Origin of the sequence: Ligilactobacillus pabuli, from assembly GCF_022836475.1 — a bacterium.
Classification (GTDB): Bacteria; Bacillota; Bacilli; order Lactobacillales; family Lactobacillaceae; genus Ligilactobacillus; species Ligilactobacillus pabuli.
This window is the reverse complement of record NZ_BQXH01000017.1, coordinates 1-25,660: the sequence shown is the minus strand read 5'-3', so window position 1 is coordinate 25,660 and position 25,660 is coordinate 1. Positions and strand designations below refer to the sequence as shown.

Here is a 25,660-nt window from a genome sequence, read left to right as displayed (position 1 = left end):
GTTAGCAATTGCAAAAGCTGCCCTAACTTTCCCGAAACAGGGTCAGCAAATGCAAAAGCTGCCTCAACTTTCCCAAACTAAGACCAGCAAGCTAACTTAAAAAGTGTCGTACCTCCAGCTTTTCGGCTCAGGTACGACACTTTTTTAATTTTGGGTCAAACGTAGAAACTCTGCGGGAATCTGACCTTCAACAGTTGTGGACTGCCAATCAAAGGGCAAGTCGTATTTAATTTGATAAGCGTGCAGGTACATGCGGTCGGCTGGCTGTGTGCTGTACAATGGGTCGCCCAAAATTGCGAGCTGTCGGCTGGCCAAATGGACTCTGATCTGGTGAGTCCGACCGGATTCTAATGTCAATTTGACCAAGGCATAACGGTCATTATGCTGCAGGAGTTCATAGCGCGTACGGGCCGCTAAGCCATCGGGTGTGACTCGCCGTTTTCTCTTATCAGTCGGGTCCAAGCCGATGGGCGCATCGATCACGCCAACAGCTGGTTGGGCTGGGTCATAGGGAATCACGGCCACGTAGTTGCGCTGCATTGTTTTGCGAGCTAACTGCCGTTCCAAAATTGGAATCACTAAGGGATTTTTACCGATCATGATCAAGCCGCTCGTCAACATGTCAAGTCGGTGTAACATCAAGGGCGGAGTATCCAAGTATGTGACCAGCTGATTGTAGAGCGTCCCGTTTTCGTCGGGGCGATTGGGGTGCGTCTTGATGCCGGCTGGTTTATCGACGATGATCAGATCGTCATTTTCAGCAACGACCGCAAAGTCGCAACTTGCGGCGGGCAAATATGGCTGTGTTTTGATCGGAGTTTCCCATTTTAGGTCGATTTGGTCGCCGTTATGCAGTAAATTATTATAAGATAGGTATTGACCATTTACCACGATGGCCCGGTTGATCCGCAGTTCGTGCTGCCACTTTTTGGGGACTAGCCATGCCTGCAAGGTTTGGCGGACCGTGAGCGGCTGGGGCATGTTTTGTAATTGAAAATGTCGTTCTAAAATCACGAGTGACTACCTCTGTTCGTATATAATAGGCTTTATTATAAGCTATCTGACTGAAACTGAAAAGGGTCCACCGTTTGGAAAGCAGACAATGAGAGGATGAGCTGTAAATGAAAACAAAAAAATTTCGCTGGGCAAAGCTTCTCGTACTAGGTGGGGCCGGCCTGATTTGGCAGCGGACCACAGAATTTCGCTGGCTGTTAAAACAAGAGTGGCCGCCAACTTGGAGCTGGGGCTTAAAGAGCAGTATTTTAATAATTTTGGCCAAGCATCTGCGTTTTTTACGGCAAACGGACCACTGGGACCAAGCAGCGTTGCAGGCTTATTTGACGGCGGTGCAAGTACGAGTCAGTTCTGTCACTTTCGCTGAAGTTAGAGAAAGTTTAGTGGACGGTTTTGAACAAACACAACAAGTTGGCAGTCCAATTTATACTTTAATGTATGAACAGAGTCGCCGGTCTGCCAAACAGAAATTACGGCTGGTGTTGCGCCATTTAGGCGGGCAAGTTGATCACGCCGGCTTTTTGCAGCTGCAAGGTACGCACGACTTAGCGCCTGACCTTGCCCCACATGCTGAATTCTACGCGGCCATCCGCGCAAACATTTGGCAGGCTTATCCGACTAAAGAAGGGTTGAACGCGGATGAACTGGGGGCGCGTCTCCATTTATTGCGCAGTTGGTTTGACCGGCAAAACTTGCAGTATGTGCGCCGGAACTTTACGGGGCTCACTGACTGGGAGAAATTGCAGGCCTATGCGATCCAGGCCCACCAGCCGTTGGATCTGACCACTAATGCTGCTTTTCATAACCGCAGCGAGGATCCCGAAAGTGTCCCGCAAAATTTCAAAGTCCAGCTGCCAGCCCACAATACCGCTAACAAAAAACGCTACAATAACGCACGAATGGCGGAGTTTATCGTCGACCTGACCAGCGGACAATTCGTCAGTGAATGGAATGCCTATGAGGTTGACGAGACTGGCTGGGTCAAAACTCAGGTCGCTCCGGCTGATTTGGCACAAGTGGCGAACACGGAGTCATTGAACTACGGAATCCCACACGGTGCCTACGCAGATCTGGGAAAACGAGATCGTTCCCGCCACCAAAATCTGGATGTCGAGCATCCTGCTGATCCGGCTGTACGCCGGCAAGCAACTCGGCTACTGCGCAGTCCAGCCACATTAGCGCACGCCGGACCGTACGTTGATTTGGTCAAGCAGCTGCCAGACCTCGCCGCTTGGCAGGCAGTTCCGCCAGCAAAACGCTCGGCAGCCTATGCGCATTACCGGCAAGTCTGTCAGCAAGTTGGTGCAGTCCGCGGGTACGCGTCTTTAGACAAAACGGGACGAATATGATATAATACACCAGTATTGTTAGGGCATTGACCAAGGTCAGCCCGCTAAATTATGTAAATGATCAGTTTAGTTAAAACTTGTAAGTGAGGCACTGTACCTGTCGTATGGTGCTTTTAATTATTATAGGAGGATTGCATAAATGGCTAGAGTTGTTCAGCAAATCAAATTATTGGTAAATGGCGCACCGTCATATTGTGTATACATGGGAACCAAAGAAGAAAATGACGCCGATATTACTGGTGGTAAAGGTCATTTAGTTGTGATCTGTCCTGGCGGAACATTGGCACCAGGAATGTTAGCCCATCGCGATGGCAGTGCTTTTGAATTGAATGCAGAAAACACAGTTTCCAAAATTAAGGTCCGGGACGCTTATCGCTTAGAGGATATTCCTTACGCTGATATTATCCCTGACATCGTTGATCCTGATGAAGAGGAAGAATAAACACAGAGTGAAGCAAAGCGTTTAGCTCCTGAGCATTATCGTGGTCTGGCCTTTAATGCATTTTCGGCATTGAAGGTCAGACTGGGATAAGCGGAAGGAGTTGCTTTGAGTAGCTTGACTATAAACACAGAGAAAAAGGTCTAGAAATCAATTAACTGATTTCTAGGCTTTTTTGCGTGCTGGAAAATTTAGCAGGGGCTTAATTTGCATAGTTTCGAGCGAACAGTGATTTCTGTAGACGGAAGTTTGGAAAAGTAGCGTGTACAGCGAGATTTGTAGACGGAAGTTTGGAAAAGTAGTGTGTACAGCGAGATTTGTAGACATAAGTTTGGACGATCAATGTCTACAGCAGCGATGGAAAACTATTTTTTGCCCAAATTCCATACCAAAAAGAACCCTAACTTGATCGATAGAGTTCCATGGTTTAGTACTGTAATTTGAGAGAATTTGCGGCTTAGTAAGCAACTAACCTTGTTTACCAAATAATTTTTTGAAGGGGTTTTTGCTGGCATATGGATTTTTAACGTTGATCCATTCGAAAAAGGCAGGCGCATCTAATTCGACGTCGACTCCTTCAGGATTACCGTTGACAACTTTAGGTGAGAGAGCGTCACGGTAAACTTTGGAAGGGCGACTATCACCGAAGCGACTGGTATTTTCATCTAGAGTTGAAATTTTGAAAATCAGCGTATTTGTATCGCGGTTGTACTTAAAGTATTCATTACTTGAGCCCAGAAAAAGTTTGCGCCACTTTTCTTGACTCGATTCTTGTGAGTCATCATAACGGTGCTCAGGAAAGAAAATTGGTAATGCTTCATCGACCACTTCATAATATTCTTTGAAAATATCACGGGTAATATGCAAAAAATCAATTTTACCGCCATTTTCATAGTAATCCCATTGTTGATTTTCGTCGGCAATCCTGGCTGCAAAACGTAAAACAAAATCCTTAAATAAAGTATTATTGACTTCAGCTAAGATCCGGTTATAGGCGACGACGGATTCTTGCTTATATTTGTCATCAAAAACTTTATCATTTTTCAAATAATAACTGCGGCGGCGCGCCCGTTCTGGCAGGGTGTAACCATCGCTATTGGTCGTACCAATGAAGGCAGGATAATTTTCCTGCTGGCGATCGACTGTGTTAGTGGTATTAACCACTAAGTTTTCTCCGTAACTTGGCTTACTGAAAAATTCACTGGGAATTTCATCAACCAGTAAAGGATGGACGTTAGACTCTTGGAGCCAATTCGCTAATTGTTGGATGGTTTGTGACTTCTTATTATGAGTACCCTCTGGCAAAATGGTGGCGTAATCCATAAAATCACTCCCGTTCCGACCAACCGCCGTCATCCGCGAAATGATGCGCAGTAAACTAGATTTTCCTGAGTTTGCTGTACCACCGAGAAATAAAAATTGGGGGACATCTTTTTGTTCTTCTTCTGAACCTGCATGGTGCCTGATCACCGAAATAAATGGAGCAGTAAAAGCATATAAAATTGCTTCGTAGACACGTGAACCATAGTCATTGTTATATTTAATAGTAAACTTTTCATAGTTTTTCAATAAGTGATTGATTGTTGCCAAAGAGGTCTTAATTTGTTCTTTCGTGGCGTATTTACCAAAAGGGATTGCCTTTTTACGGTTGACTGTGTCGGTTGCAAACAAGCCGGATTGTTGTCGTAATAAGTCGATCGTTGATTCTTCAAATAATAAAGAAGAACGCTCGGCGACTGTTTCAGCTACTTTTTCAACCTGTCTGACTTTCAAACGTTTGACTAACCGCTTTTTGACCGTCGGCTGAGTTGCAATTAGATGTTTCTGGTTCCGATTTGAAATCAGGTCACTAGAGATCTCGTAGGATAATTTTTCTGCCAGCTGGTCTTCTTTTTTGTCCTGATGAGCTTGGTTAGCGGAGGAGCGTTCATCTTGGATCTGATTGATCAGTTCACCAGTGTTTTCAGGCAAGATTCCCAACGAGATCCCGTTTTTCAGATTGTCGACCGTCTTAGAAATGGCAGATTGCTGCATTTGGGATACTTCTTGGTCATCGAAAATTGTTGCGGAAACCAGTTGGTCAGCAGCTGGTAATTCTTGGCGCTCTTTTTTCTTTTGCTTGACGACTTTAAATAATTCCTGGGGAAAATAATCCGTTAAAATTGGACCAAGATCTTGGAGATAATGACTGTATAAAACATCATACAGTGAACTATTATCATAAATGAAGACTTCTTCAAATTGATTAAAGTGATTATCAAAAGCCTGGTTAGATAAATTAGCTGAGCCCACGATCACTCGAGTGTCATTTGTTTGGCTATTTTTCAACAAATAAAATTTTGAGTGGATCGAGTAGCCGGCTTGAGGAACTTGCATTTCTATTTTGTGGTCTAAAATTTCTTGTTTGAGCGGTGATTTTAAGTTGCCAAAAAATTTTAGTGCATCCTTTTTGGCGGTTTGCTTATTGGCATACTTGACTGTGGTTTTAATTAGTTCATCGTTGGTAGCAGCTTGGATCGTGCCTTCTGGGATACCAACGACTAACATGACTTGCCGGAATCCTTCTAAGTATTGGTTGACAAACTTTGGTGAAACGGAATATGTAATTCCTAGTAGTTCATCAAATTTTTGCTGGTCAAAGATTTGCTCAATTGTCCAGTTGATTGGTTCATTTTCATATAAAATATTGGTAGTTTTGAGTTCGACCATCGTGGCACTCCCTTTTAATTTGTTAAGCGCTTCATGATTAATTCTAACATATAATTCGTGAGTATCTAAGGTTTGCTGGAAAATGGTGGGGCAGGTTACGACTGGCTGGGGAGAAAGGTACGGGGAGCTTCGGTGCTTTGCTTTAGTTATGTAGGGCCGGCAATTGAGATAGCCGGTGCTACTTTTGTCAAACAGGACCGGCCGTTCAACTTTCTCCAAGCTAAATACTTGGGGAAGCAAACGGTTCCACGGTAGAATAAGAAGTGAACAAGCTGAAAGGAGAATTTTGATGGTGAATACAGTTAAATCAAGCATTAAACACATTGGCCGCCAAGTTCGGGCGGAATCTGGCGGGCATACGATTATTTTGGATGAACCAGTGGCAGGAAAAGGGACTGATGCCGGTGCTAACCCGGTTCAATACCTGTTGATGGCGCTCAACGGCTGTTTATCGATCACGGCACAATCGATCGCGGCGAGTCGGGGGATCGACTTGAAGAAGTTTGACCTCAATACGAGCGGCCAAACTGAACGTTTCTCAGACAAATCTTCTAAGGTCTCCAAGATCAAGGTCGTATTTGACGTGGAAACAGACCTCGGATCCGGTGACCAGCAGCACTTTATCGACGACGTTTTGCAACGCTGCACCGTGCACAATTCGTTAGATCCCAACATTGATTACCAATTTGAATATTAAACACAGAGCGAAGCGTGGCGGTTAAGAGATAAGCATGATCGTGACCTGGCCTTTACTGGGGTTTCGACATTGAAGGTCGAGAAGCTCGACTAAGAAAACAGAGCGAAACAAACCGGGAGAACTCGAGCACCATCGGGACCCAGGAGTTAATGCGTTTTCGGCATTGACCCTGAGTTTGGATGGGCGGAAAGTTCTGGTTTGAGAAGCTCGACTAAGAAAACAAAGCATAATTCGACAAAAAAACGGCCACTCTTAGCAGCCGTTTTTGTCTTAATACTGTCATTATTATTAGGCAGAGTCTTCTAACCTGTTATTTTAATAGCTGCAGCTCGTTGCCAGCGACACTGTGGACTGGCTCAAGCACGATCATCGCGGAGGGGTCCAGTTCCTCAATTAAGGCAAAGAGTTTGACGGATTGCTTTTTGGAACAAATGATGTAGATCATATCGCGCTGCTCGCCGCTGTAATAGCCGTGAGTGTGAACCATTGTGATGCCTTGCTTGAGTTGGTCAGACAAAGCAGCGGCCATCGGTTCCACCTTGCTCGTAATAATTTTGACGGAGTATTTGGCGCCAAATAAATTATTCAAGATATTCAAGACTTCGGCTGCGATATACAGTTCGATGATGGTCAAAAACATCCGCTCGGTCCCAATCACCAAACCAGACGGGATGGCCACCAGCAAGTCGAGTCCCAACATGGCGGTCCCCGTTTGAATGCCAAAGTACTTGTTCAAAATTGAGGCGATGATAGTACTGCCGGCGATGGTCCCATTGCCACGGTAGATCAGTCCCATTGCGGCACCCATTAAGACGCCGGCAAAAATTGCGGGGATCAGGGTTTGCTTAGTTTGATAATGCAGGATGGGCGGCAATTTCAGGAAGACTGAGATCCAAGCGATGCACCATAAGGAATAGAAGATCGTCTTTTTGTCCAAAAATTTGTAGCCGATCACTAACAAAATGGAGTTCAGCACAATATTGGTCAGTGCCGGCTGAATTTTTAAAGTGTAAAAACCTAGCGCTGTCAAACCAGTGACGCCGCCTTCACCAATTTGGTGGGGTAATAAGAGGTCGTTGATTGCGACCGAGTAAATGAATGCGCCGGCCATGATCAGCAGGCAGTTTTGCAGCAGCTTTTTGTGAGCTTGTTTCATATGTAAGAGACCTTCTTTGTTCAATAATGTTTCTTTCCAGCATGCCATAAGCACCAGCTAAAAGCAATTAGTCACGAAAAAATTTGGCAAAAATTTGCGTCGCAACCGAAGTATACCCCGCTAACAGCTTGCCAAATCAGTCTTTCATCCACTTTTTTAATTGGGTCGTACCAATTATTTAAAAGGTTGACTTTTAACGAAAATGCTTTATTATAATAGGTGAAGACCGAACTTTCGGTCAGTGATAGTCAGTCATTAACTCAAAGGTTTAGCAACTTATAAGGAGTGTGCTTAGATTATGCCTGTAAATTATGATTCCAAAGAATATTTAGAACTGTTAGACAAATATTGGCGTGCGGCCAACTATATTTCAGTTGGTCAGTTGTTCTTGCGCGACAATCCGTTATTGAAACGCGATTTGACTGCTGCAGATGTTAAAGTTAAGCCGATCGGCCACTGGGGGACAATTGTTTCTCAGAACTTTATCTATGCGCAATTGAACCGGGTCATCAACAAGTATGACTTGAACATGTTTTATATTGAAGGTTCCGGTCATGGCGGCCAAGTGATGGTTTCCAACTCATATTTAGATGGTAGTTATTCTGATATTTATCCTGAAATTTCCCAGGATGAAGAAGGCATGAAGAAATTGTTCAAACAATTCTCCTTCCCAGGCGGCGTGGCTTCTCATGCGGCACCAGAAACTCCCGGCTCAATTCATGAAGGTGGAGAATTAGGCTACTCATTATCACATGGGACAGGTGCAATTTTGGACAACCCTGATGTGATCGCAGCCGTTGAAATCGGTGACGGTGAAGCTGAAACTGGTCCATTAGCAGCTTCATGGTTCTCTGATAAATTTATCAACCCAGTTAAAGACGGGGCAGTCTTGCCAATCATTAACATGAACGGTTTTAAGATCTCGAACCCAACGATCCTGTCACGGATGAGTGACGCCGATTTGACCAGCTACTTTAGCGGTATGGGCTGGCACCCATATTTTGTGGAAGCTGATGCACAAACTGACCATCTGGAAGTTTCTGCCCAGTTTGCCAAAACCTTAGACACTGTGATCGAAGAAATCAAGGGCATCCAGCAAAAGGCTCGTTCAGCAGCTAAAGCGGCCGATGGACAAGCTGATCTGCCCAACTGGCCAATGATCATTTTCCGTTCACCAAAAGGCTGGACTGGTCCACAGTTCAACTTAGACGGTGACCCGATCGAAGGTTCATTCCGTGCTCACCAGGTACCAATTCCTGTCGATGCAGATCACATGGAACACAAAGACCTGTTGTTAAACTGGATGAAGTCCTACAAGCCAGAAGAATTATTTGACGAAAACGGCACTTTAAAAGCCGAATTGCGTGACCTTGCTCCAAAGGGCGAACAGCGGATGTCTGTCAACCCAATTACTAACGGCGGGATCGACCCACAACCGTTGAAATTCCCAGAAGTCCGCGATTATGCGGTCAAGTTTGACAAACGTGGAGTTGAACAACATCAGGATATGATCGAATGGGCCAAGTGGTTGAACAAGGTTTCTGAATTGAACCCAACTAACTTCCGCGGCTTCGGTCCTGATGAAAGTGAATCTAACCGTTTGTATGCCATCTTGGACGGTCAAAAACGTCAGTGGATGGAAGACATCAAAGAAGGAAACGACCATAATTTGGCTAACTCAGGCCGTATGATCGATTCACAATTGTCCGAACATCAAGCTGAAGGCTGGTTGGAAGGCTATGTCTTAACTGGTCGTCACGGCTTCTTTGCCACTTATGAATCATTTGGCCGCGTGGTCGACTCAATGTTGACTCAGCACTTCAAGTGGTTGCGTAAAGCTAAGGAACAATCATGGAGAAAACAATATCCTTCATTGAATATTGTGGACACTTCAACCGTGTTCCAGCAAGATCATAACGGTTATACTCACCAAGACCCAGGTTTGTTAACTCATTTGGCAGAAAAGAAACCTGAATTTATCCGTGAATATATCCCAGCTGATGCGAACGAATTGTTGGCCGTGGGTGACAAGGCTTTCCGTGATTACGAAAAGATCAACGTCATCGTTTCTTCCAAACATCCACGCCGTCAATGGTACAGCATTGAAGAAGCTAAGAAGATCGTCGACCAAGGCTTAGGCTACATCGACTGGGCTTCAACTGACCAAGGTGCAGAACCTGACTTAGTAGTTGCTGCAGCGGGCAGCGAACCTAATTTGGAAGCATTAGCCGCTATTTCATTGTTGAACAAAGAATTCCCAGAAATGAAGATTCGTTTCATCAATGTGGTTGATATCTTGAAATTACGTTCACCTAAGAACGACCCTCGCGGCTTGACGGATGAAGAATTCGACAAGTACTTTACTAAGGATAAGCCAGTGATCTTTGCTTTCCATGGTTACGAAGACTTGATCAAAGATATCTTCTTTGACCGCCATAACCGGAACGTTCACATTCACGGCTACCGTGAAAACGGGGATATCACAACACCATTTGATATGCGGGTCTTGAATGAATTAGACCGTTACCACTTAGCTAAGGATGCGGTAGAATCAATTCCAGCCTATGCACAAAAGGGTGCATACTTTGCTAGTCGGATGGATGATATGGTTGCTAAACACAATCAATATATTCGTGATGAAGGTACTGATTTACCAGAAGTGGAAAATTGGAACTGGGAACCATTAAATAAATAATTAATGCAAAGCATCTTGTCTAAACAGGCAGGATGCTTTTTTTTAGCTCAATTTGACTAAAATCGGACTTTTTTGCGTATCTATTTAGTAAAGGGGGTTTTTAAAGTGCTAAGACCCGAATCATTGGACTTACAGTTTTTAGAAGTTTTGGATCAGCGTGCTGCACTGACTGGCTTAGAAAAGAATCAGCTGCAGCGCTCAGTTCGCGGTTACCAAGGTGAGTTGCAGTTAGATCAGTTGGTGGCAACTTTTTTCGGTCACGCCGATTTAGTGTGCGACGATTTAACACTGCAATTTAAGGATGAATTGGCTCAAATTGACAAATTGGTGCTAGTGGGCAACACGGTTTATTTGCTCGACGCAAAAAATTACCGGGGCAGCTACACTTTTAAGCAAAATAGCTGGTATTCTGGGCAGCGGCTGCTTGCGACCAACATCTTTCGTCAAATTGACCGCGCCTGCGACTTGCTGCAGCAAATTTTTCAAGCGGAAGGCCTGCAGTTAACGGTGCAGCGTGTCTTACTTTTTATGGACCCGCAAGTTAAGTTAGATATCCAGCAGCAGGCAGTGCAGCAGGTCCTTCGTTACAGCGAGATTCCCAACTGGTTAACCAAACTCAAACGCGAAGCAGAAATCTATCCCGCCATCAGTTTGGCTAGCTACCGGCGAGCGTTGGCGAAGTACGCTGCTCCAGCTTATCGTCCTGAACAAGATTTTGCCGCACGAGCTGACCAGACGTTGCGGCCGGGCATTTGTTGCCCACACTGTTGTCATTTTGACTGGAGCTTTGACCGCTACACTGTTTCTTGTCGGCGGTGCGGCTTTTGCCAAAGTAAGGAGTTAGCCTACGTCAGCACGATTTGCGACTATGGTGTCTTGTATTTCAAGCATAACTTGAAACGTAAGGAATTGTTACGGTTTTTGGGAGAAGGGGGGAAGGAAAAGTATTTACGACGACAATTAAGTCGACATTTTGAACAAATAGGTTTTTCAAAAAGCCATGCTGGCTATAAAAACTATGGTTTAAGATTTAAATACTGGTTTGCTGGTCAAGAACAGTATTTTGAAGACACAGAAAAACGTTGTAGATGGAAAAAGTAGGTTTGGCCCTAAAAATGCAAAAAGAGGGGCCAGACTAGAAGTGTTTGGCCCTAAGAATGCGAAAAGAGGGGCCAGACTAGAGGTGTTTGGCCCTAAGAATGTAAAAAGGGTGGCCAGACTAGAGGTGTTTGGCCCTAAGAATGTAAAAAGAGGGGCCAGACTGAAAGCGTTTGGCCCCAAAAACGCGAAAAGAGGGGCCAGACTAAAAGTGTTTGGTCCCAAAAATGTGAAAAGAGGGGCCAGACTATTAAAATTCACCCCCAGTCTCTTGCTTTGACGAACTTGCAGGAGGCTGGGGGTGAGCTATCTATAAGATTAGGCAAAAACATCGCTAGCGAGGACTTGCTTAACTCGCGAAATTGCGGCGGGACTTAGTTGGTATTTGGCAAACACGAACGCGTCAATTTCGGTAGTCATGGAACTTGTTCCCGTTAGTTGCGAGTCCACGAGCGCCTCCAATTGCACGCGCTCGCTCACGCTGAGTTTGGCAAACGGCAGTTGTTCCAAATTTCCGCGCAAAACTTTCGGACTCGCAAATAAGACTTGGTTTAAATACTGAAACAGTTCCGAATTTAAATAGGCAAGCACGGTCTTCAAACTGTGCGTAGCAACGACTGGAAGCAAAATGTTGGCGCTGTTCAGTGTTAGCCGCTGCTGGTCATCATAAGCAAAAATCAGCCGGTTGTTAATAAACTTGTAAACTAGTTTTTCAGGTGCCCGGTAGATTTTGTCTAGCGCAGCTTGCTGGAAGTTGGCTCGCTCAAACTTCAGGAACCGTTGCGGCTCGCCGACCATGTACGGGTGGATTTCTTTGCCCGTGATCAACGGCTCAACTTGCTGGTCAGAGTCAGTTGGAGCCGACATCACATATTTATCGTTGTTGCCGGTCACGATTCCCAGCCCCCACGTACTGTGCGCCAGGTTGTCATGTTCCTGTTGCCAAATGTGGTACAGAATTTGCCGGTCTTGAGCCTGCAGCGGGAGAAAGTTGTGGTGCGGCATCCGTTCCAAAGCATTTTGAGGCATCGATAAACTGCGGTTCTCTTGGACAAAGCTGATAGAGTTTGTTGCAGTAACATCTTTTTGGACAGTTAGCAAACACACATCTGAGACGACTCCCTGAAAGAGTCGCGGTAGTTTGGTGATCGTCGCGATGGCTGAATTGGCTAACAACATTTGCCGCACCGGTTCGTGGGTCGCAATGTTTAAAAGCGAGACTGGCAAAACGAATGCCAGTGTGCCGTCGTCAGTCAGGTCAGCTAAGCTTCTTTCGATGAAGTAGGCAAAAGAGTCCGCCCGGCCTAATTGACTGTCTAAGACATCCGCCATTTTTTTAGCTCCCCACGGTGGATTGCCAATAATTTTGGTGGGGTGTTTGACCGCACAAGTTTGTAAGTAGTCGCAGACTCGCACGTCGGGGTAGGTGTTGTCGTTGGCCGGAGCTTGTAGCAAGAGATTAGCTGTTGCCAACACGACCGCGACCGGGTCGATATCCGTGCCGTGCACTTGGGCGACTGGAACTCCGAAGCGACGGACTAATTCACACAAGAAAATTCCGGTCCCGACGGCTGGGTCTAACAGGTAGTCATCATCGCTGAAGTTCAGTTCTGCCAGTAATTGATCGACGACAAACGCGGGCGTGTAGTACAGGCCGTTTTTGTTGCGCGCGCCTTCTGCTTGGAGGGTCTGGTAGAGAGCGCCTAAAAAGTCCGGCTCTGCTAGGTCGACTTGCCAAGTTTCTTCGTCTGGTAATTTTGGTAAATGGGGGCAGACTTGCACAACCGTTTGATAGAAACGGTCCTGGTTGGCAGCACTGACGTGTGGTGAACGATAGACTGTCTGCAGTGCTAAAACACAAATAGCTGCCGAGCTGTCTATTTGTTGTGCGTCGATCCAGGCTGCAATTGCTAAAATCTTGCTTTTATTTTTTTGATTGATGATGTATTTATCTGGGAAAATTTTGCGCAGGGAATCGGTTTTATTTGCTCGGTGAACGAGCTGCTTTTGTTCACTGCCGAGGCGTTCCCAGTTTGCCAGAGTTGCTTTGCTGACAGTTCGTTTCATTTCTGCTCTCCTCAAATTCAAATTGTCCTTATTTTACCATAAAATTAAAATTCTACCGGACTGATTTGACTGAGTATCTTCAAATAATGTGAATACAAAATTATAATGAAACCGCTAAAAATGGCTATCTCATGAAATACTGGTAAAAGCATTTTAGTGAATCGATGAGTAATTTGAATTCTGGTTCACAAGTACCTGAAAATTTGGTATGTTAAATTTGTAACAATCAATGTTGGTTGTTGCTCTTATTATGTGAGCTGCGTGAGGCAAAAGTTTCCGCTTAACCTGTTTTCTGTTACGATGCCTAAAACGCATCATGCCCGAAAGCCTGTTAATGCTCGTCTTCTAAGCGAGTTTTTCCACTCTGTTATTTAGTCGAGTTCCGTGAAACAGAAAGTTCCACTCATCCAAACTCAGGGTCAATGCCCAGCCCGCATTAACTCCTGGGTTCCGATGATGCTCGCTTTCTCCCGTTTCCCTCCACTCTGTTTATTGTAGTCGAGTTACGTGAAGCAAGAGATTCCGCCCATCCAAACCCAGAAACCAATGCCGAAACCGCATTAGTTCCTAGGTTCCGATGGTGCTCGTCTCTTAACCGCTTCACTTTACTCTGTTATTTAGTCGAGTTACTCAAAGCAACTCCTTCCGCTTATCCCAGCCCAACCTTCAATGCCGAAAACGCATTAAAGGCCAGGCCACGATAATGCTCGGGAGTTAACCGCTTTTTTCCACTCTGTTATTAAAAAGAAGGTAATTTTATGTCAAAACAAAAACAAGCGTGCAAGCATTATTTTTCGATGCCGTCCGCTTTTACCACTTTATTCCTGTTGATCGTCGCCATCGCCGTCTTGACCTGGATCATTCCAGCTGGACAATATAACGTCAACCAAGCTGGCGACGTAATTAACCATAGTTATCATACTGTCGCTAGTCGACCGCAGGGGTTGTGGGACATCTTGATGGCACCTGTGATCGGGATGGTTGGCAACAAAACGACTGAAGGAGCAATCTCGATCTCCCTGTTCATCCTGGTGATTGGGGGCTTTTTGGGCGTCGTCAACGAGACCAATGCTTTAAATGATGGAATCAAGGTTTTAGTGCAAAAGTATGCCAAACAAAAGAAGATGTTGATTCCGCTGTTAACATTGTTGTTTGCGCTGGGTGGTTCAACTTTTGGCATGTCCGAAGAAACGATGGCGTTTTATCCACTGCTGATCCCCATTATGCAGGCGATGGGGTTGGATGCCATCGTTGCTGTGGCGGTCCCACTGGTGGGGACCCAGGTTGGTAACTTGGCATCGACGGTTAATCCGTTTGCGACAGGGGTGGCATCTCAGACACTCCATATTTCGATGGGCGATGGGTTGTTATCCCGCTTGCTATTGTTGGTAATCACACTGAGTTTTTCAATTTGGTACATCTACCACTACGCATCTAAGATCGAAAAGGACCCAACGAAGTCCATCCTGTATGGTAGTGAAGACGGAGCCGAGTTGGAGCCCAGCGATGAAGTTCCTAAGCTGACGAGTGGGCAAAAGCACGTGCTCTGGATTTTTGCGGCCACCTTTGTGATCATGATCGTCGGTTTAGTTCCTTGGCAAACAATCAATCCGCACTGGACGATTTTTACGTCGGTGGTAAATTGGCTGCAAGACCTGCCAATTGTTGGAACAGTTTTGGGTAGAAACATGGTTGCTTTCGGGAACTGGTATTTTAATGAAATTACGATGCTGTTTTTCGGAATGTCGATCTTGATCAAATTTGTCTATCACATGCCGGAAGGAGAATTTGTGGATTATTTCATGAATGGCGTCAAAGATTTCGCAAGTGTTGCCATCGTGGTTGCATTAGCCCGGGGAATCCAAGTTGTGATGGATGCCGGTTTGTTAACTGATACCGTCTTACACTGGGGTGAATTGGCTTTGCAAGGCTCAAACAAGGTGATGTACACCTTGGCCACTTATGTTTTCTATTTGCCAATGACTTTCCTGATTCCATCAACATCCGGCTTAGCGGCTGCTACGATGGGAATCATCGGGCCGATGGGCCACTTTGCCGGAGTCGAATCAAACGTTGTGGTCAGCATCTACCAAGCTGCTTCAGGTTTGATCAACATGCTGACACCAACTTCCGCCGTGGTCGTAGGTGCCATGCAGATCGCGCACATCAATATTTCCGTGTGGTGGAAGTGGGTCTGGAAGATGGCCGTTGGACTGTTGCTGATTTCTTGCGGGTATTTGGTAGTATTGGCATTGTTGTAAGTTGAGATTATGAAAGGAGACCAGAAAATGGATCAAGAAAAACAAATCAAGTTGTTGCAGGATTTGATCCAAATTGAAACAATCGATGATCATGAAAAACAGGTCGTTGATTATTTGGCAAAATTATTTGCTCCCTATGGCAAACGGGTGCGTTTTACGCGTGTACCTTATCAGGGTGACCGTGAAAGTGTCGTGATTTCAATTGGACCGCTGGACGGAGACTTTACGCTCGGATTTTCGGGCCACATGGATGTCGTTAATTTAGGCGACCGGTCCGCTTGGCACGACGATCCATTCTCTGGCAAACTCTACGACCACGATACTAAAATGTACGGACGCGGCACGACTGACATGAAAAGTGGTTTGGCTGGGATGGTCGGGACATTTTTGACCTTACTAGACGAGAACATACCACTGCATGGCGAGTTACGCTTGTTAGCGACGGTCGGCGAAGAAACTGGCATGTGGGGTTCTAAGGAACTAACCAAGCAAGGCTATGTGGATGATTTGGATGTCTTAGTAATTGGCGAAGATACGACCGATTTGAACGTTGTGTACGCCAGCAACGGCGATATTGATTACACGATCACTTCCTATGGAAAGGTTGCTATCAGCTCCCAAGCTGGTGCCGGGATCAATGCTTTAGATAATATGCTGGATTTTATTTCGTTGGCCAATGACAAATTGAGAAACCTGCCCCGGATCCACGAAACGTTGGGGCCAGTCGTGCACAATGTGACGATGATCTCAGGCGGCGACCAGGTCAACAGTATTCCGGGTAAAATTACGGCACGCGGAAATATTCGCATCAATCCGCTCTATACGGTGGCGGAGATCCAGGCAATTTTAGAGGATGTAGTGGCGCAAGCAAATCAGCTGCCGCAGCATCGCTTTGATTTGCAGTACGATTATTTAGGCGAGGCAGTCAATGGTGAAATTGCTGGCGAGTATGTTACGACAGCGCAGACGATGTTGACCGAAATTGTGGGGCATCCCGTCAAAGTTGTCGGGGAACCCGGCGCCACCGATGCCTCTAATTTTGTCAAAAGTCCGACCGCACCGACAATGCTGGTCGTTGGTCCCGGTAATGATTCGGTCCACCAAATCGATGAATACGTGGACGTCGCCGAGTATTTAGCTGCTGCAGAGTTTTATGAACGGTTTGCGAAGAAGTATTTAAGTTAATAGATTGAGCTGAGTTGACGGTTTCCTGCCAAATGGGAGACGGTCAGCTTTTTAATTTGGCCTGAGATCGCAAAAGGAGGGTCCAAACAGAAACAGTCTGGCCCCAAGATGGGCAAAGGAGGGTCCAAACAGAAACAGTCTGGCCCCAAGATTGACAAAGGAAGGTCCAAACGAAAGCAGTCTGGCCCCAAGATGGGCAAAGGAGGGTCCAAACGAAAGCAGTCTGGCCCCAAGATGGGCAAAGGAAGGTCCAAACGAAAGCAGTCTGGCCCCAAGATCGGCAAAGGAAGGTTCAAACGAAACTTCTACTGAACAAAGTCTCGCTAAGTTCACTTCTTAAGCTAGAAAAAAATTTTTAATAGTATTTGAGTTAAATAGTGTTAGAATTGTCAGTATTAACTAAAATACGAACTTTAGAAAGAAGGCGTAAATTCAGCTCGTATTTTACATAGAAAGAGAGAGATTTTAGAAGTGGAAAATAAGAGATTTATCGACGGCAAAACGCTAGTAGGTCTAGCGATTATTGCTGTTTTTTGGTTTTCAGGCAGTTGGGGCGGCATGTCCGCTGATGCAGTGAAGGTGGCAGGAACCTTTCTTGGCACACTTTTCTTGTGGTTGACGGTTGATATTTCCTGGCCAAGTTTGCTAAGTCTGGCCTTATTGGCACTGATTCCGGCAATTGGTCCGGACACCGTCTTCACCAGCTCATTTGGGAATAGTACATTCTTGTTCCTGTTGTTCACGTTTATCGTGACCTATACTTTGTCGCAAACAAGCATGATCAAGCGGATCGCAGTCTTATTTGTCACAAATCGTTTCGCGCAAAGGGGACCGTGGAGTTTTACTGTTTCCTTTTTTGCCGTCATTTTATTGCTGGGACTGTTTTTATCACCAACGATTCTGTTTTTCTTATTACTGCCAATTTTGGAAGAAATCTTGCAGCTGTTGAAATTGCAAAAGGGCGAAGAGTTTGCTGGACTATTAATGGTCGGTTTAGTGGCTTTTACTTGCTTAGCGGCCGGAATGACCCCGATTGCCCACGTTTATCCGGTGATTGCGCTGGGAATTTTAAAGTCGCTCACGCAAATTACTGTCGGTAACTTTGCTTATATGAAATTTGCAGTACCCGCTGGTTTGCTGATTTTTGTACTCGTGATCCTAGCGTGGAAGTTATTGTTCAAGCCAGACATGTCAAAGTTCAAACGCCTTACTAAAAATGATTTTGCAGATGTCTTTGCCCAACGTTTGACACGGCGAGAAAAGTGGGTCATTGGAATTTTTATCGTAGTTGTTTTAGCCTGGATCTTACCCGAACCATTAAAAACGTTGTGGCCAGGAATTCCCGTTGATTTAACTAAGTATGGGAATGCCTTTCCTCCGTTAGTTGGAACCGTGGTTTTGGCTGTGTTAAACATTGAAGGAAGACCACTGTTGAACTTGAAAGAGGCACTGGGTCAGGGTGTTTCTTGGCCAACCCTGTTAATGTCGACTGGGACCTTGGCTTTGGGAGCTGCTTTGACTAATCCTAAAGTTGGTTTGTTAAAGGTCGTGCAGTTTGGCATGGGTTCTTTGATCAAGGGGCAGTCATTGGCATTGATCGTAGTTTTGTTCATCGTTTGGGCGGCATTGGAAAGTAGTTTTTCTTCCCATATTATGACGGTTCAAGTTGTAGTTTCTTTAGCGGTTCCGACTGCTTTAGCGACTGGCAAATTAAACGTGGCTGCCTTGGCTTGCGTGCTAGGAATGGTTGCGTCAACAGGAATTGCTGCTCCATCGGCCATGCCTGCAACAGCTGCGGCGAGTGGCTCAGGTTGGATCAATACTGCTGGCCTAATGAAATATGGCTTAGTTTTGTTAGTGGTCGTGATCCTTGTGATGTCAGTCGTTGCTTATCCATTGGCAGCTAGTTTTTTGTAGTCAATTAGAGTTTTAAAGGAGTATTTAATCAGAATGAAAGAGATTCAAACAGTATTAACTGAGCGTGTCCATGGATTATTGGCTGCCTTATAAGACAGTGGAATTCAGCAGGTTGTTTTATCTCCCGGCTCACGTTCAACACCAGTCGCAATTTTACTAGGTCAGTTAGAGGACCAGGGGAAAATTAAGTTGTATCTAGACGTTGATGAACGTTCAGCCGCCTTTTTTGGCCTCGGTCTGGCAAAAGCGAGTAGTCAGCCAGTCTTACTGGTCTGTACCTCAGGAACTGCAGCGGCTAATTACTATCCTGCTATTTGGGAAGCAAATTCCAGCAATCTTCCGTTGGTCGTTTTAACGACGGATCGACCACCAGAATTACAGGCGATCGGGACCCCGCAAACGTTGGATCAACCTAAAATGTATAGTTCAGCGGTCAAAGTCTCCTATCAGTTGCCAGCTCCAAGTGCAGCCGCAACAGACCAGGAACTAGCTTATACGACCTATGTCGCTCGTAAGGCTGTGTCGATTGCTTTAGCCCATCCCCGTGGACCGGTGCACTTGAACTTGCCTTTGCGTAAGCCGTTGATGCCTGACTTGAAACAAGTGCCCGTCACAACACCAAGCCAGCCCACGCAAATTCAGCTGACTGCTAGTTTACCAGCGGAAGCGCAAGCACAACTAACAAATTTATTCGCTGGCAAAAAAGGCCTGATCGTCGCTGGACCAGTCACCGATGGCCAACAAAACGCGGCTGCGATCGCCGCTTTTGCAGAACAGATGAACTGGCCGATTTTAGCTGACCCGCTTTCTGGCGTAAGAGGTTTTACCAATGCACTAACGACTGGCGACTCTCTCTTTAAGGCCGTCTCCCAACTGCCACAAACTCTCCAGCCGGAGGTCATTTTACGAACTGGCGCGACACTAGTTTCTGCACCACTTACAAATTGGTTGGCCCAAAAGAGTGCACCCGTTGTCTATTTAGACGCTGACCGCGGTTGGCGCGACCATTCCTTGAGCACGACGACCGTGATCGCAGCGAGTGCGGAGCAAATTTTACCACAATTGAGTGAATTAACCGGTGCGACGCTGGCTTGGTTAGCACAGTGGCAACGGTTGGATCAAACAGTGGCTAAGACTTTGCGAGAAAATACGCAGCAAGCAGAATTAACAGAGCCAGCTGTTGCCCGCGTGATTGGCGACAATCTGCCAGCAGAATCGACACTCTTTGTCAGCAACTCGATGCCAATCAGAGATATTGACGAGCAGTTCCGACCACAAATAAGCGGGATCAAGGTCCTCTGCAACCGAGGTGCCGATGGAATCGATGGGGTCAACTCCACTGCCCTCGGGGTATCAGCCCACTCTCGCGCAAATTATTTGTATATTGGTGATTTAGCCTTTTTCCATGACTTGACTGGTTTAATGATGGCACGACAATATGCTTTGAATTTAACGATCATCGTGCAAAATAATAATGGTGGCGGGATCTTTTCGATTTTGCCGCAGTATCAAGAAAAAACTCAGTTCGAAAAAGTCTTTGGAACACCACTTGATTTAAACTTGCCAGCACTAGCCCAGTTTTATGCTGCCAAATACGTGCAGGTCACTGATGCCAAGCAACTGGCTGCAGAAATTCAGCGCCAGCCCCAGGGCTTAACGATCGTTGAGGTGCCTGTCAAACGAGCAATCGTCCCTGACGAACAGAATCGTTTAAAAGCACAGGTCGCAAAACAAGTGGAGAAAATCTTCGATGAAAATTAAGGTCAATGGACAGCAATATTTGGTTGAGCAAAAAGGTTCTGGACAGCCAACGTGGCTCTTGCTGCATGGCTTTATGGGCTCTCACGCGGATTTTGGGCAGGTCACAGCTGGTTTGACAGGTCAGGTGCTTACCGTAGATTTGTTGGGACACGGGCAAACGACTGCCAGCCACGATCCGTGGGATTACGATCTGGCTCAGCAAGCCGCGGATCTGGCGGCAATTTTGGCGCAGTTGGAAATTACCCACGTCAATTTAGTTGGCTACTCGATGGGTGGGCGGTTAGCGTTGGGTTTTGCCTTGGGCTATCCTGAATTAGTCGGTAAATTATTTTTAGAAAGCTCGACGGCAGGCATTGCTGATGACCATCAACGGCGGCAGCGGGTGGAAAAAGATGAACTACAAGCCCGACAGTTGGAGCGTGAGCTGTTCACTAAATTTATTGCTCACTGGGAAAATTTGCCGCTTTTTGCTTCGCAAAGACAACTGCCAGAAGAACAGCAAGCTGCGATCCGGACCCAACGACTGGCACAAGATCCACTGGCACTCGCTGCTAGTTTGCGCGGGATGGGGACCGGTGCGATGCCGAACTTCTGGGATAGACTAGGAGGACTAACTTGTCCGATAACTTTAATTGCGGGTGAGCTGGACCAGAAATTTCAGCGAATCACGGCTAAAATGGCTGAGTTGATCCCCGACGCTAAGCGGGTCGTTGTCACGGGAGCGGGCCATAATGTTCATCAGGAACAACCGGCTGCTTACCTGCGGATTTTGAAAGGAGAGCAGTAAAGATGAAAATCGTTAAAGTCCGGCTGCATCCAGTTAGTTTGCAATTGAAACAGCCCTTTGTCTCCAGTCATGAAACTTTAACGACCCGTGAATTAACGGTGGTTGGCCTAGAAGATGAAATTGGTATGCATGGCTATGGAGAACTTGAAGCCTTTTCTCGGCCATTTTACACCAGTGAAATGCAAGTCACCGCGCGCTGGATCATCACGGAGGTTTTGGCGGACCTGGTCACGGACCGTGAGTTTGACCAGCCGGAAGAGTTATACCGCCGGATGGATCCAGTCAAAGATAATCAGTTGGCCAAAGCGGCTGTGGACTCGGCAGTTTGGGACCTCTATGCCAAACGTCAGGGGCAGCCGTTAGCGCAAGTCTTGGCAACTAGTGCTCAGACGACTTGGCAGCCAGACGTTCCAGTGGGAATTAGTGTGGGGATTCAATCATTAGCACAAACATGTCAGAGTGTGCGACAGGCACAAGCCGCCAACTATGGACGAATTAAGCTGAAGGTTCATGGTAACACTGACTTAAAGCGGATCGCTGCGGTTAGAAAAGCTTTTCCCACGACGAAACTGTGTGTGGATGCGAATGGTTCACTGACACCGGCTGCGGCTTTGGCGACAGAAATTGACGCTTTAGGTCTGACAATGTTAGAGGACCCATTTGCCAGAAACGCTCAGCAAGCGACCGCTAACTTACAAAGTCAGCTGCAAACGGACCTCTGTTACGATGAACCAATTGAGTCTGTCGCAGATGCTGTGCGGGCGATCCGGGCAGGAGAGCGTCGAATTATCTCGATGAAGTCTAGCGTCTTAGGTGATTTAACACCGGCCCTTCAGCTAGTTGCGGCCCACCGGACAGAAGGCTTTCCATTGTGGTGTGGCGGGATGGTCGAAGGCGGAGTGGGGCGCGCCACCAATTTAGCGTTGGCTAGTTTAGCGGAATTTGCTTTTCCGGGTGACTTGTCTGCAACGGACCGCTATTTCGCCTACGATTATGCTCAACCAGAATTTCAGTTGCGGGCTGGGCAACTGCAAGTCCCAAGATTTAGTGGAAATGGAGTTATCCCGCAATTTTAAAAGGCGTCAAAATAGCTTTTTGCAGTGAAGTTTTGCTACAATCTAAGTTAGGTACGAAGAAGGAAGGATGAGAATCATGGTATGGATAATTTTAATTGCAATCGTAGCGATTATCGGGATTTATTTATGGACCAGCTATAACAAGCTCCAACGCGCTAACAACGGCATCGACACGGCAGAAAAGCAGATCGACATTCAGCTCAAATACCGGGCTGATCTGATCCCAAACGTCGTGGAGACCGTTAAAGGCTACGCCAAGCACGAACAAGAGACCTTCACCAAACTAACAGAAATGCGCAGCAAGGTCGGAAACTCTAACTTGGATATGAATGAACGTTCTAAGGCTGACCAACAAATGAGTCACACCTTAGGAAACTTGTTTGCTGTAGCGGAAAACTACCCAGAATTGAAGGCGAACACCAACTTTTTGAATTTGCAAGAACAGTTAACAACGATCGAAAACAAGGTCGCTGCAGCCCGGCAAATGTATAACAAACACATTTTGGCTTACAACAATATCGTCACAGTCTTCCCGTCAAACTTGGTGGCTAAGATGTTTAATTTCACGGTTAAGCAGAACTTGGAAGTAATCACGGACGAAACACAACGGGAAGCTCCGCAAGTTAAATTTTAAGGCGGCGACTAACAAATGACCATTGAAGAACAAATTGCGCACAATAAACGCAATTCGACCCTCGTGCTGGTCGGCTTTAGCGTCTTAGTGACACTGATTGGTCTGTTTGTCGGTTGGCTGGTCGCCTGGATCAGCTCGGATGACTCACTGACTAATTGGACCATTGTTTGGCTGACTGCGGGCCTTTTTCTGGCAGCGGCCGTGGCCTATTCGCTGTTTGTTTACTATAATACGACCAGTGTGTTTATGGGATCGGTGCATGGCAGACGGCTGGACCCAGAGAATGCATCTTTGGCGGAAAAACAGTTGCTCAATGTTATTGACGAACTCCAAATCACCGCGGAGATCCCCACCCCTGAGGTCTATTTGATCGATGACCAAGAAGCCAATGCTTTTGCGACTGGCCGTGATCCGCAACATGCGGCGATCGGTGTCAACCGTGGCTTGCTGGAGTTAATGGACCGTGAAGAACTCAAGGGTGTCTTAGCCCACGAGATGTCGCACATCAAAAACTATGACATTCGCTCCGGTTCGATCGCCGTGGCCCTGACTAGTTTTATTGCTGGTGCCGGTTACTGGCTGGCTGAAATTGGCGAGAGTATGTTGTGGTTTGGCAGTTGGGATGACGATGATGACGACGACCGCGATAGCAATAAAAGCAGCGCGGCCATCGGTTTGGTCATGTTGATCGGCGGCTGGCTGATCCAGCTGATCGGTGTACCGGTCGCAACCTTGATGCAGCTGGCTTTATCGCGTCAGCGTGAAAGTTTGGCCGACATTTCGGGCGTGGACATGACCCAAAATCCGCAGGGCCTGATCGATGCACTAACTAAGCTGCAAGAAGACCAAGTCCCGAGTTCCTACGCCGATAGTAAGGCAGCGACACTGTGTTTTCGGACCCCGCTGTCTGAAAAAGACGTCAAGCAGATGAAAAAGCAGGGGTTGGCGGAGCCCAAGCGCCGGAAATTCAGACTGACTAACTTGTTGGACACCCATCCACCGTTAGAGGAGCGCATTGCTCGTTTACACGATTTAATTGATTAAAAATTAGCTGTTTTCTTCTCAATAGAAGGAAGCAGTTTTTTCACAACCAAAGGAGAAGAAATCCATGAAATTTTTTGATGTTAAGACTAACAAGACCCCAGAAACTTTGGATATTGAAATCAACGCGCGTCGTCCATTTTACGTGGCAGTCGGAATCGGGCTCGCCGTCCTAATTTGGCGGTTGGCAAGTCGGGATAAATAATGACGAAAATTGTGATCGCGGATTTCAAGGATTCGCTGATGCCGACCCACGAGCTGGAACGGGCTATTTTGACTGCGGGATTGCCAGGGGCAGAGGTAGTAGTTTATGAGTATGACCCTGGAAAACAAGCAGAATTTTCCAGGGTGCTGCACGATGCGACGGCCTTACTGACCGGATTTATCCCGGTCGACGCGCAGTTGTTAGCTGCCGCGCCGAACTTACGGCTAGTGTCGGTCAACGCGACCGGTTATGATAACGTCGACCTTAATGCAGCTCGGGCCCGGCAAGTCAAGGTCTGTTGTGTGGGTGAATATTGCACGGAAGACGTCGCTGAATTCACCATCGCACAAATGTTGACGCTGGTTAAAAATATTCGGCCATACATCCATACGGTGGAAAGCCGGAAGGAGTGGGCTTACGACTATCCCGCTTGCAACCCGCGTTTGTCAGAGATGACGCTGGGAATTTTTGGACTCGGCAAAATTTGGGCATGCGTCGCTCGTAAGGCGCTGGCCTTAGGAATGCACGTCTTGGCCTATGACCCGGAGACTATTCAGCAGGTGGCGGGTGTGGAAATGTGTGCTACGCCCGCACCGCTTTTGCAGCAAGCTGATGTGATCTCTAACCACATGAACTTGAATGCGACGAACGTTGCCTTCTTTGACCAGGCTTGCTTTGCTCAAATGGAACACCACCCGTATTTCTTGAACATGGCGCGGGGCGCAAGCGTAGTGGAGGCCGACCTAATTTCTGCCTTGAATGAGGGTCAGCTGCGGGGTGCCGCTTTAGATGTGCTAGCTGATGAGCACCCGCAGTTGGCCGACCATCCTTTGCTGGGACGCGAGAATGTGTTGGTCACGCCGCACGCCGCCTTTTATTCACAAACGTCTTTGCGCAAGCTGCAAGAGATCTCCTGCAAAAATATTGTCCACTACCTGACGGGTCAGCCTGAGGCAGTCTTTAAATTTGTAAATTAAGGCAGGAAGATTAGTCTGGCCCTAAGATTGCAGAAGAAGACTCCAGAGCAAGCCATTCTGGAGCAAAGTCAGGCAAAGAAAGAGCCAGAGTAAGTTACTCTGGAGCAAAGTCGGACAAAGTATGAGCCAGTGTAAGAGTCTGGCCCTAAGATTGCGAAAGAAAGGGCCAAACAGGACGAGTCTGGTCCCAAAATCGTGAAAGAAAGGGCCAAACAGGGAGACTGGCTAAAAGAAGAGCAAACTTGTAACCAGTTGGACCGAGACTGGCTAAAAGAACGGCAAACTTGTAACCAGTTGGATCGAAACTGGCTAAAAGAAGAGCAAACTTGTAACCAGTCAGACCGAGACTGGCTAAAAGAACGGCAAACTTGTAACCAGTCAGTTGCGATCATGCGCATGTCCGTGTTAATTTTCTGACAACCAATTACAATTTTCCAGGCAGCCACAGCTGATTTTCACTGTGGCTGCCTTTTAATTTTGGGACTTTGTCAAATAGTGTTGATGGTCCTTGGAACTCTATCTTAAAGGTGGAGTTCTTTTTTTATACTTTGATAGCTAGTTTAAAGTGTTGGGGTGTGTGGCTGGGGCCAGC

20 protein-coding genes are annotated in these 25,660 nt (G+C 46.5%); 16 read left to right on the top strand and 4 right to left on the bottom strand.

Annotated elements, in window-relative coordinates; translation table 11 throughout:
- Positions 1-144: 144 nt before the first annotated feature.
- A complete protein-coding gene (locus LPAF129_RS08500) occupies positions 145-1,014 on the bottom strand; it encodes an RluA family pseudouridine synthase (protein ID WP_244056182.1) in 870 nt (289 codons plus the stop codon).
- Positions 1,015-1,121: 107 nt separating this feature from the next.
- Here LPAF129_RS08500 and LPAF129_RS08495 point away from each other — a divergent pair, with 107 nt between their 5' ends.
- Both LPAF129_RS08495 and LPAF129_RS08490 read left to right on the top strand, forming a co-directional pair.
- Positions 1,122-2,363 (top strand): DUF3114 domain-containing protein, encoded by a 1,242-nt coding sequence (locus LPAF129_RS08495; RefSeq protein ID WP_244056179.1) that lies wholly within the window; start codon positions 1,122-1,124, stop codon positions 2,361-2,363.
- A gap of 139 nt (positions 2,364-2,502) precedes the next feature.
- On the top strand, positions 2,503-2,805 hold the full coding sequence (locus LPAF129_RS08490; RefSeq protein ID WP_244056177.1) for a hypothetical protein: 303 nt from the start codon (positions 2,503-2,505) through the stop codon (positions 2,803-2,805).
- Positions 2,806-3,270: 465 nt separating this feature from the next.
- Here the strand turns inward: LPAF129_RS08490 and LPAF129_RS08485 are convergent, their stop codons facing one another.
- Positions 3,271-5,511 (bottom strand): Aq_aa27 family P-loop NTPase, encoded by a 2,241-nt coding sequence (locus tag LPAF129_RS08485; RefSeq protein WP_244056174.1) that lies wholly within the window; start codon positions 5,509-5,511, stop codon positions 3,271-3,273.
- A 289-nt stretch (positions 5,512-5,800) separates the two neighbouring features.
- Between LPAF129_RS08485 and LPAF129_RS08480 the strand changes: the two genes are divergently transcribed.
- Positions 5,801-6,208 carry an OsmC family protein gene (locus LPAF129_RS08480; protein WP_244056171.1) on the top strand — a complete coding sequence of 136 codons (408 nt, stop codon included), beginning with the start codon at positions 5,801-5,803 and terminating at the stop codon, positions 6,206-6,208.
- 310 nt (positions 6,209-6,518) lie between these two features.
- On the opposite strand, the gene LPAF129_RS08475 is transcribed toward LPAF129_RS08480, so the two are convergent.
- Positions 6,519-7,364 (bottom strand): YitT family protein, encoded by an 846-nt coding sequence (locus LPAF129_RS08475; RefSeq protein ID WP_244056232.1) that lies wholly within the window; start codon positions 7,362-7,364, stop codon positions 6,519-6,521.
- A 298-nt stretch (positions 7,365-7,662) separates the two neighbouring features.
- On the opposite strand from LPAF129_RS08475, the gene LPAF129_RS08470 reads away from it, so the two are divergent.
- Both LPAF129_RS08470 and LPAF129_RS08465 read left to right on the top strand, forming a co-directional pair.
- The gene (locus LPAF129_RS08470) at positions 7,663-10,059 is read left to right on the top strand and encodes a phosphoketolase family protein (protein WP_244056168.1); all 2,397 of its coding nucleotides are present in this window, start codon (positions 7,663-7,665) and stop codon (positions 10,057-10,059) included.
- Positions 10,060-10,164: 105 nt separating this feature from the next.
- Complete coding sequence (locus LPAF129_RS08465; RefSeq protein WP_244056166.1) at positions 10,165-11,160, top strand: nuclease-related domain-containing protein; 996 nt, start codon at positions 10,165-10,167, stop codon at positions 11,158-11,160.
- Between the two features lie 315 nt (positions 11,161-11,475).
- On the opposite strand, the gene LPAF129_RS08460 is transcribed toward LPAF129_RS08465, so the two are convergent.
- Positions 11,476-13,224 (bottom strand): TaqI-like C-terminal specificity domain-containing protein, encoded by a 1,749-nt coding sequence (locus LPAF129_RS08460; RefSeq protein WP_244056163.1) that lies wholly within the window; start codon positions 13,222-13,224, stop codon positions 11,476-11,478.
- Between the two features lie 758 nt (positions 13,225-13,982).
- Between LPAF129_RS08460 and LPAF129_RS08455 the strand changes: the two genes are divergently transcribed.
- The 11 genes from LPAF129_RS08455 (at position 13,983) to LPAF129_RS08405 (ending at position 25,485) form a co-directional block, all read left to right on the top strand.
- Entirely contained in the window at positions 13,983-15,485 is a 1,503-nt protein-coding gene (locus LPAF129_RS08455; protein WP_244056160.1) for a YfcC family protein, read from the top strand.
- A gap of 27 nt (positions 15,486-15,512) precedes the next feature.
- The gene (locus tag LPAF129_RS08450; protein ID WP_244056157.1) at positions 15,513-16,670 is read left to right on the top strand and encodes an ArgE/DapE family deacylase; all 1,158 of its coding nucleotides are present in this window, start codon (positions 15,513-15,515) and stop codon (positions 16,668-16,670) included.
- 471 nt (positions 16,671-17,141) lie between these two features.
- Positions 17,142-18,587, top strand: a complete 1,446-nt coding sequence (locus tag LPAF129_RS08445; RefSeq protein WP_244056154.1) for an SLC13 family permease — start codon at positions 17,142-17,144, stop codon at positions 18,585-18,587.
- 102 nt (positions 18,588-18,689) lie between these two features.
- Entirely contained in the window at positions 18,690-20,348 is a 1,659-nt protein-coding gene (menD, locus tag LPAF129_RS08440; protein WP_265747485.1) for a 2-succinyl-5-enolpyruvyl-6-hydroxy-3-cyclohexene-1-carboxylic-acid synthase, read from the top strand.
- On the top strand, positions 20,338-21,135 hold the full coding sequence (gene menH / locus LPAF129_RS08435) for a 2-succinyl-6-hydroxy-2,4-cyclohexadiene-1-carboxylate synthase (RefSeq protein ID WP_244056151.1): 798 nt from the start codon (positions 20,338-20,340) through the stop codon (positions 21,133-21,135). Before menD ends, menH begins: the two co-directional genes overlap by 11 nt.
- 2 nt (positions 21,136-21,137) lie before the next feature.
- Complete coding sequence (gene menC, locus LPAF129_RS08430) at positions 21,138-22,211, top strand: o-succinylbenzoate synthase (protein WP_244056149.1); 1,074 nt, start codon at positions 21,138-21,140, stop codon at positions 22,209-22,211.
- Between the two features lie 76 nt (positions 22,212-22,287).
- Positions 22,288-22,845 (top strand): LemA family protein, encoded by a 558-nt coding sequence (locus tag LPAF129_RS08425; RefSeq protein WP_244056146.1) that lies wholly within the window; start codon positions 22,288-22,290, stop codon positions 22,843-22,845.
- A 15-nt stretch (positions 22,846-22,860) separates the two neighbouring features.
- Complete coding sequence (locus LPAF129_RS08420; RefSeq protein ID WP_244056142.1) at positions 22,861-23,889, top strand: M48 family metallopeptidase; 1,029 nt, start codon at positions 22,861-22,863, stop codon at positions 23,887-23,889.
- A 64-nt stretch (positions 23,890-23,953) separates the two neighbouring features.
- The gene (locus tag LPAF129_RS08415) at positions 23,954-24,091 is read left to right on the top strand and encodes a hypothetical protein (protein WP_244056139.1); all 138 of its coding nucleotides are present in this window, start codon (positions 23,954-23,956) and stop codon (positions 24,089-24,091) included.
- On the top strand, positions 24,091-25,068 hold the full coding sequence (locus LPAF129_RS08410) for an NAD(P)-dependent oxidoreductase (RefSeq protein ID WP_244056136.1): 978 nt from the start codon (positions 24,091-24,093) through the stop codon (positions 25,066-25,068). Before LPAF129_RS08415 ends, LPAF129_RS08410 begins: the two co-directional genes overlap by 1 nt.
- A 195-nt stretch (positions 25,069-25,263) precedes the next feature.
- Entirely contained in the window at positions 25,264-25,485 is a 222-nt protein-coding gene (locus LPAF129_RS08405; protein ID WP_244056133.1) for a hypothetical protein, read from the top strand.
- Positions 25,486-25,660 lie beyond the last annotated feature (175 nt).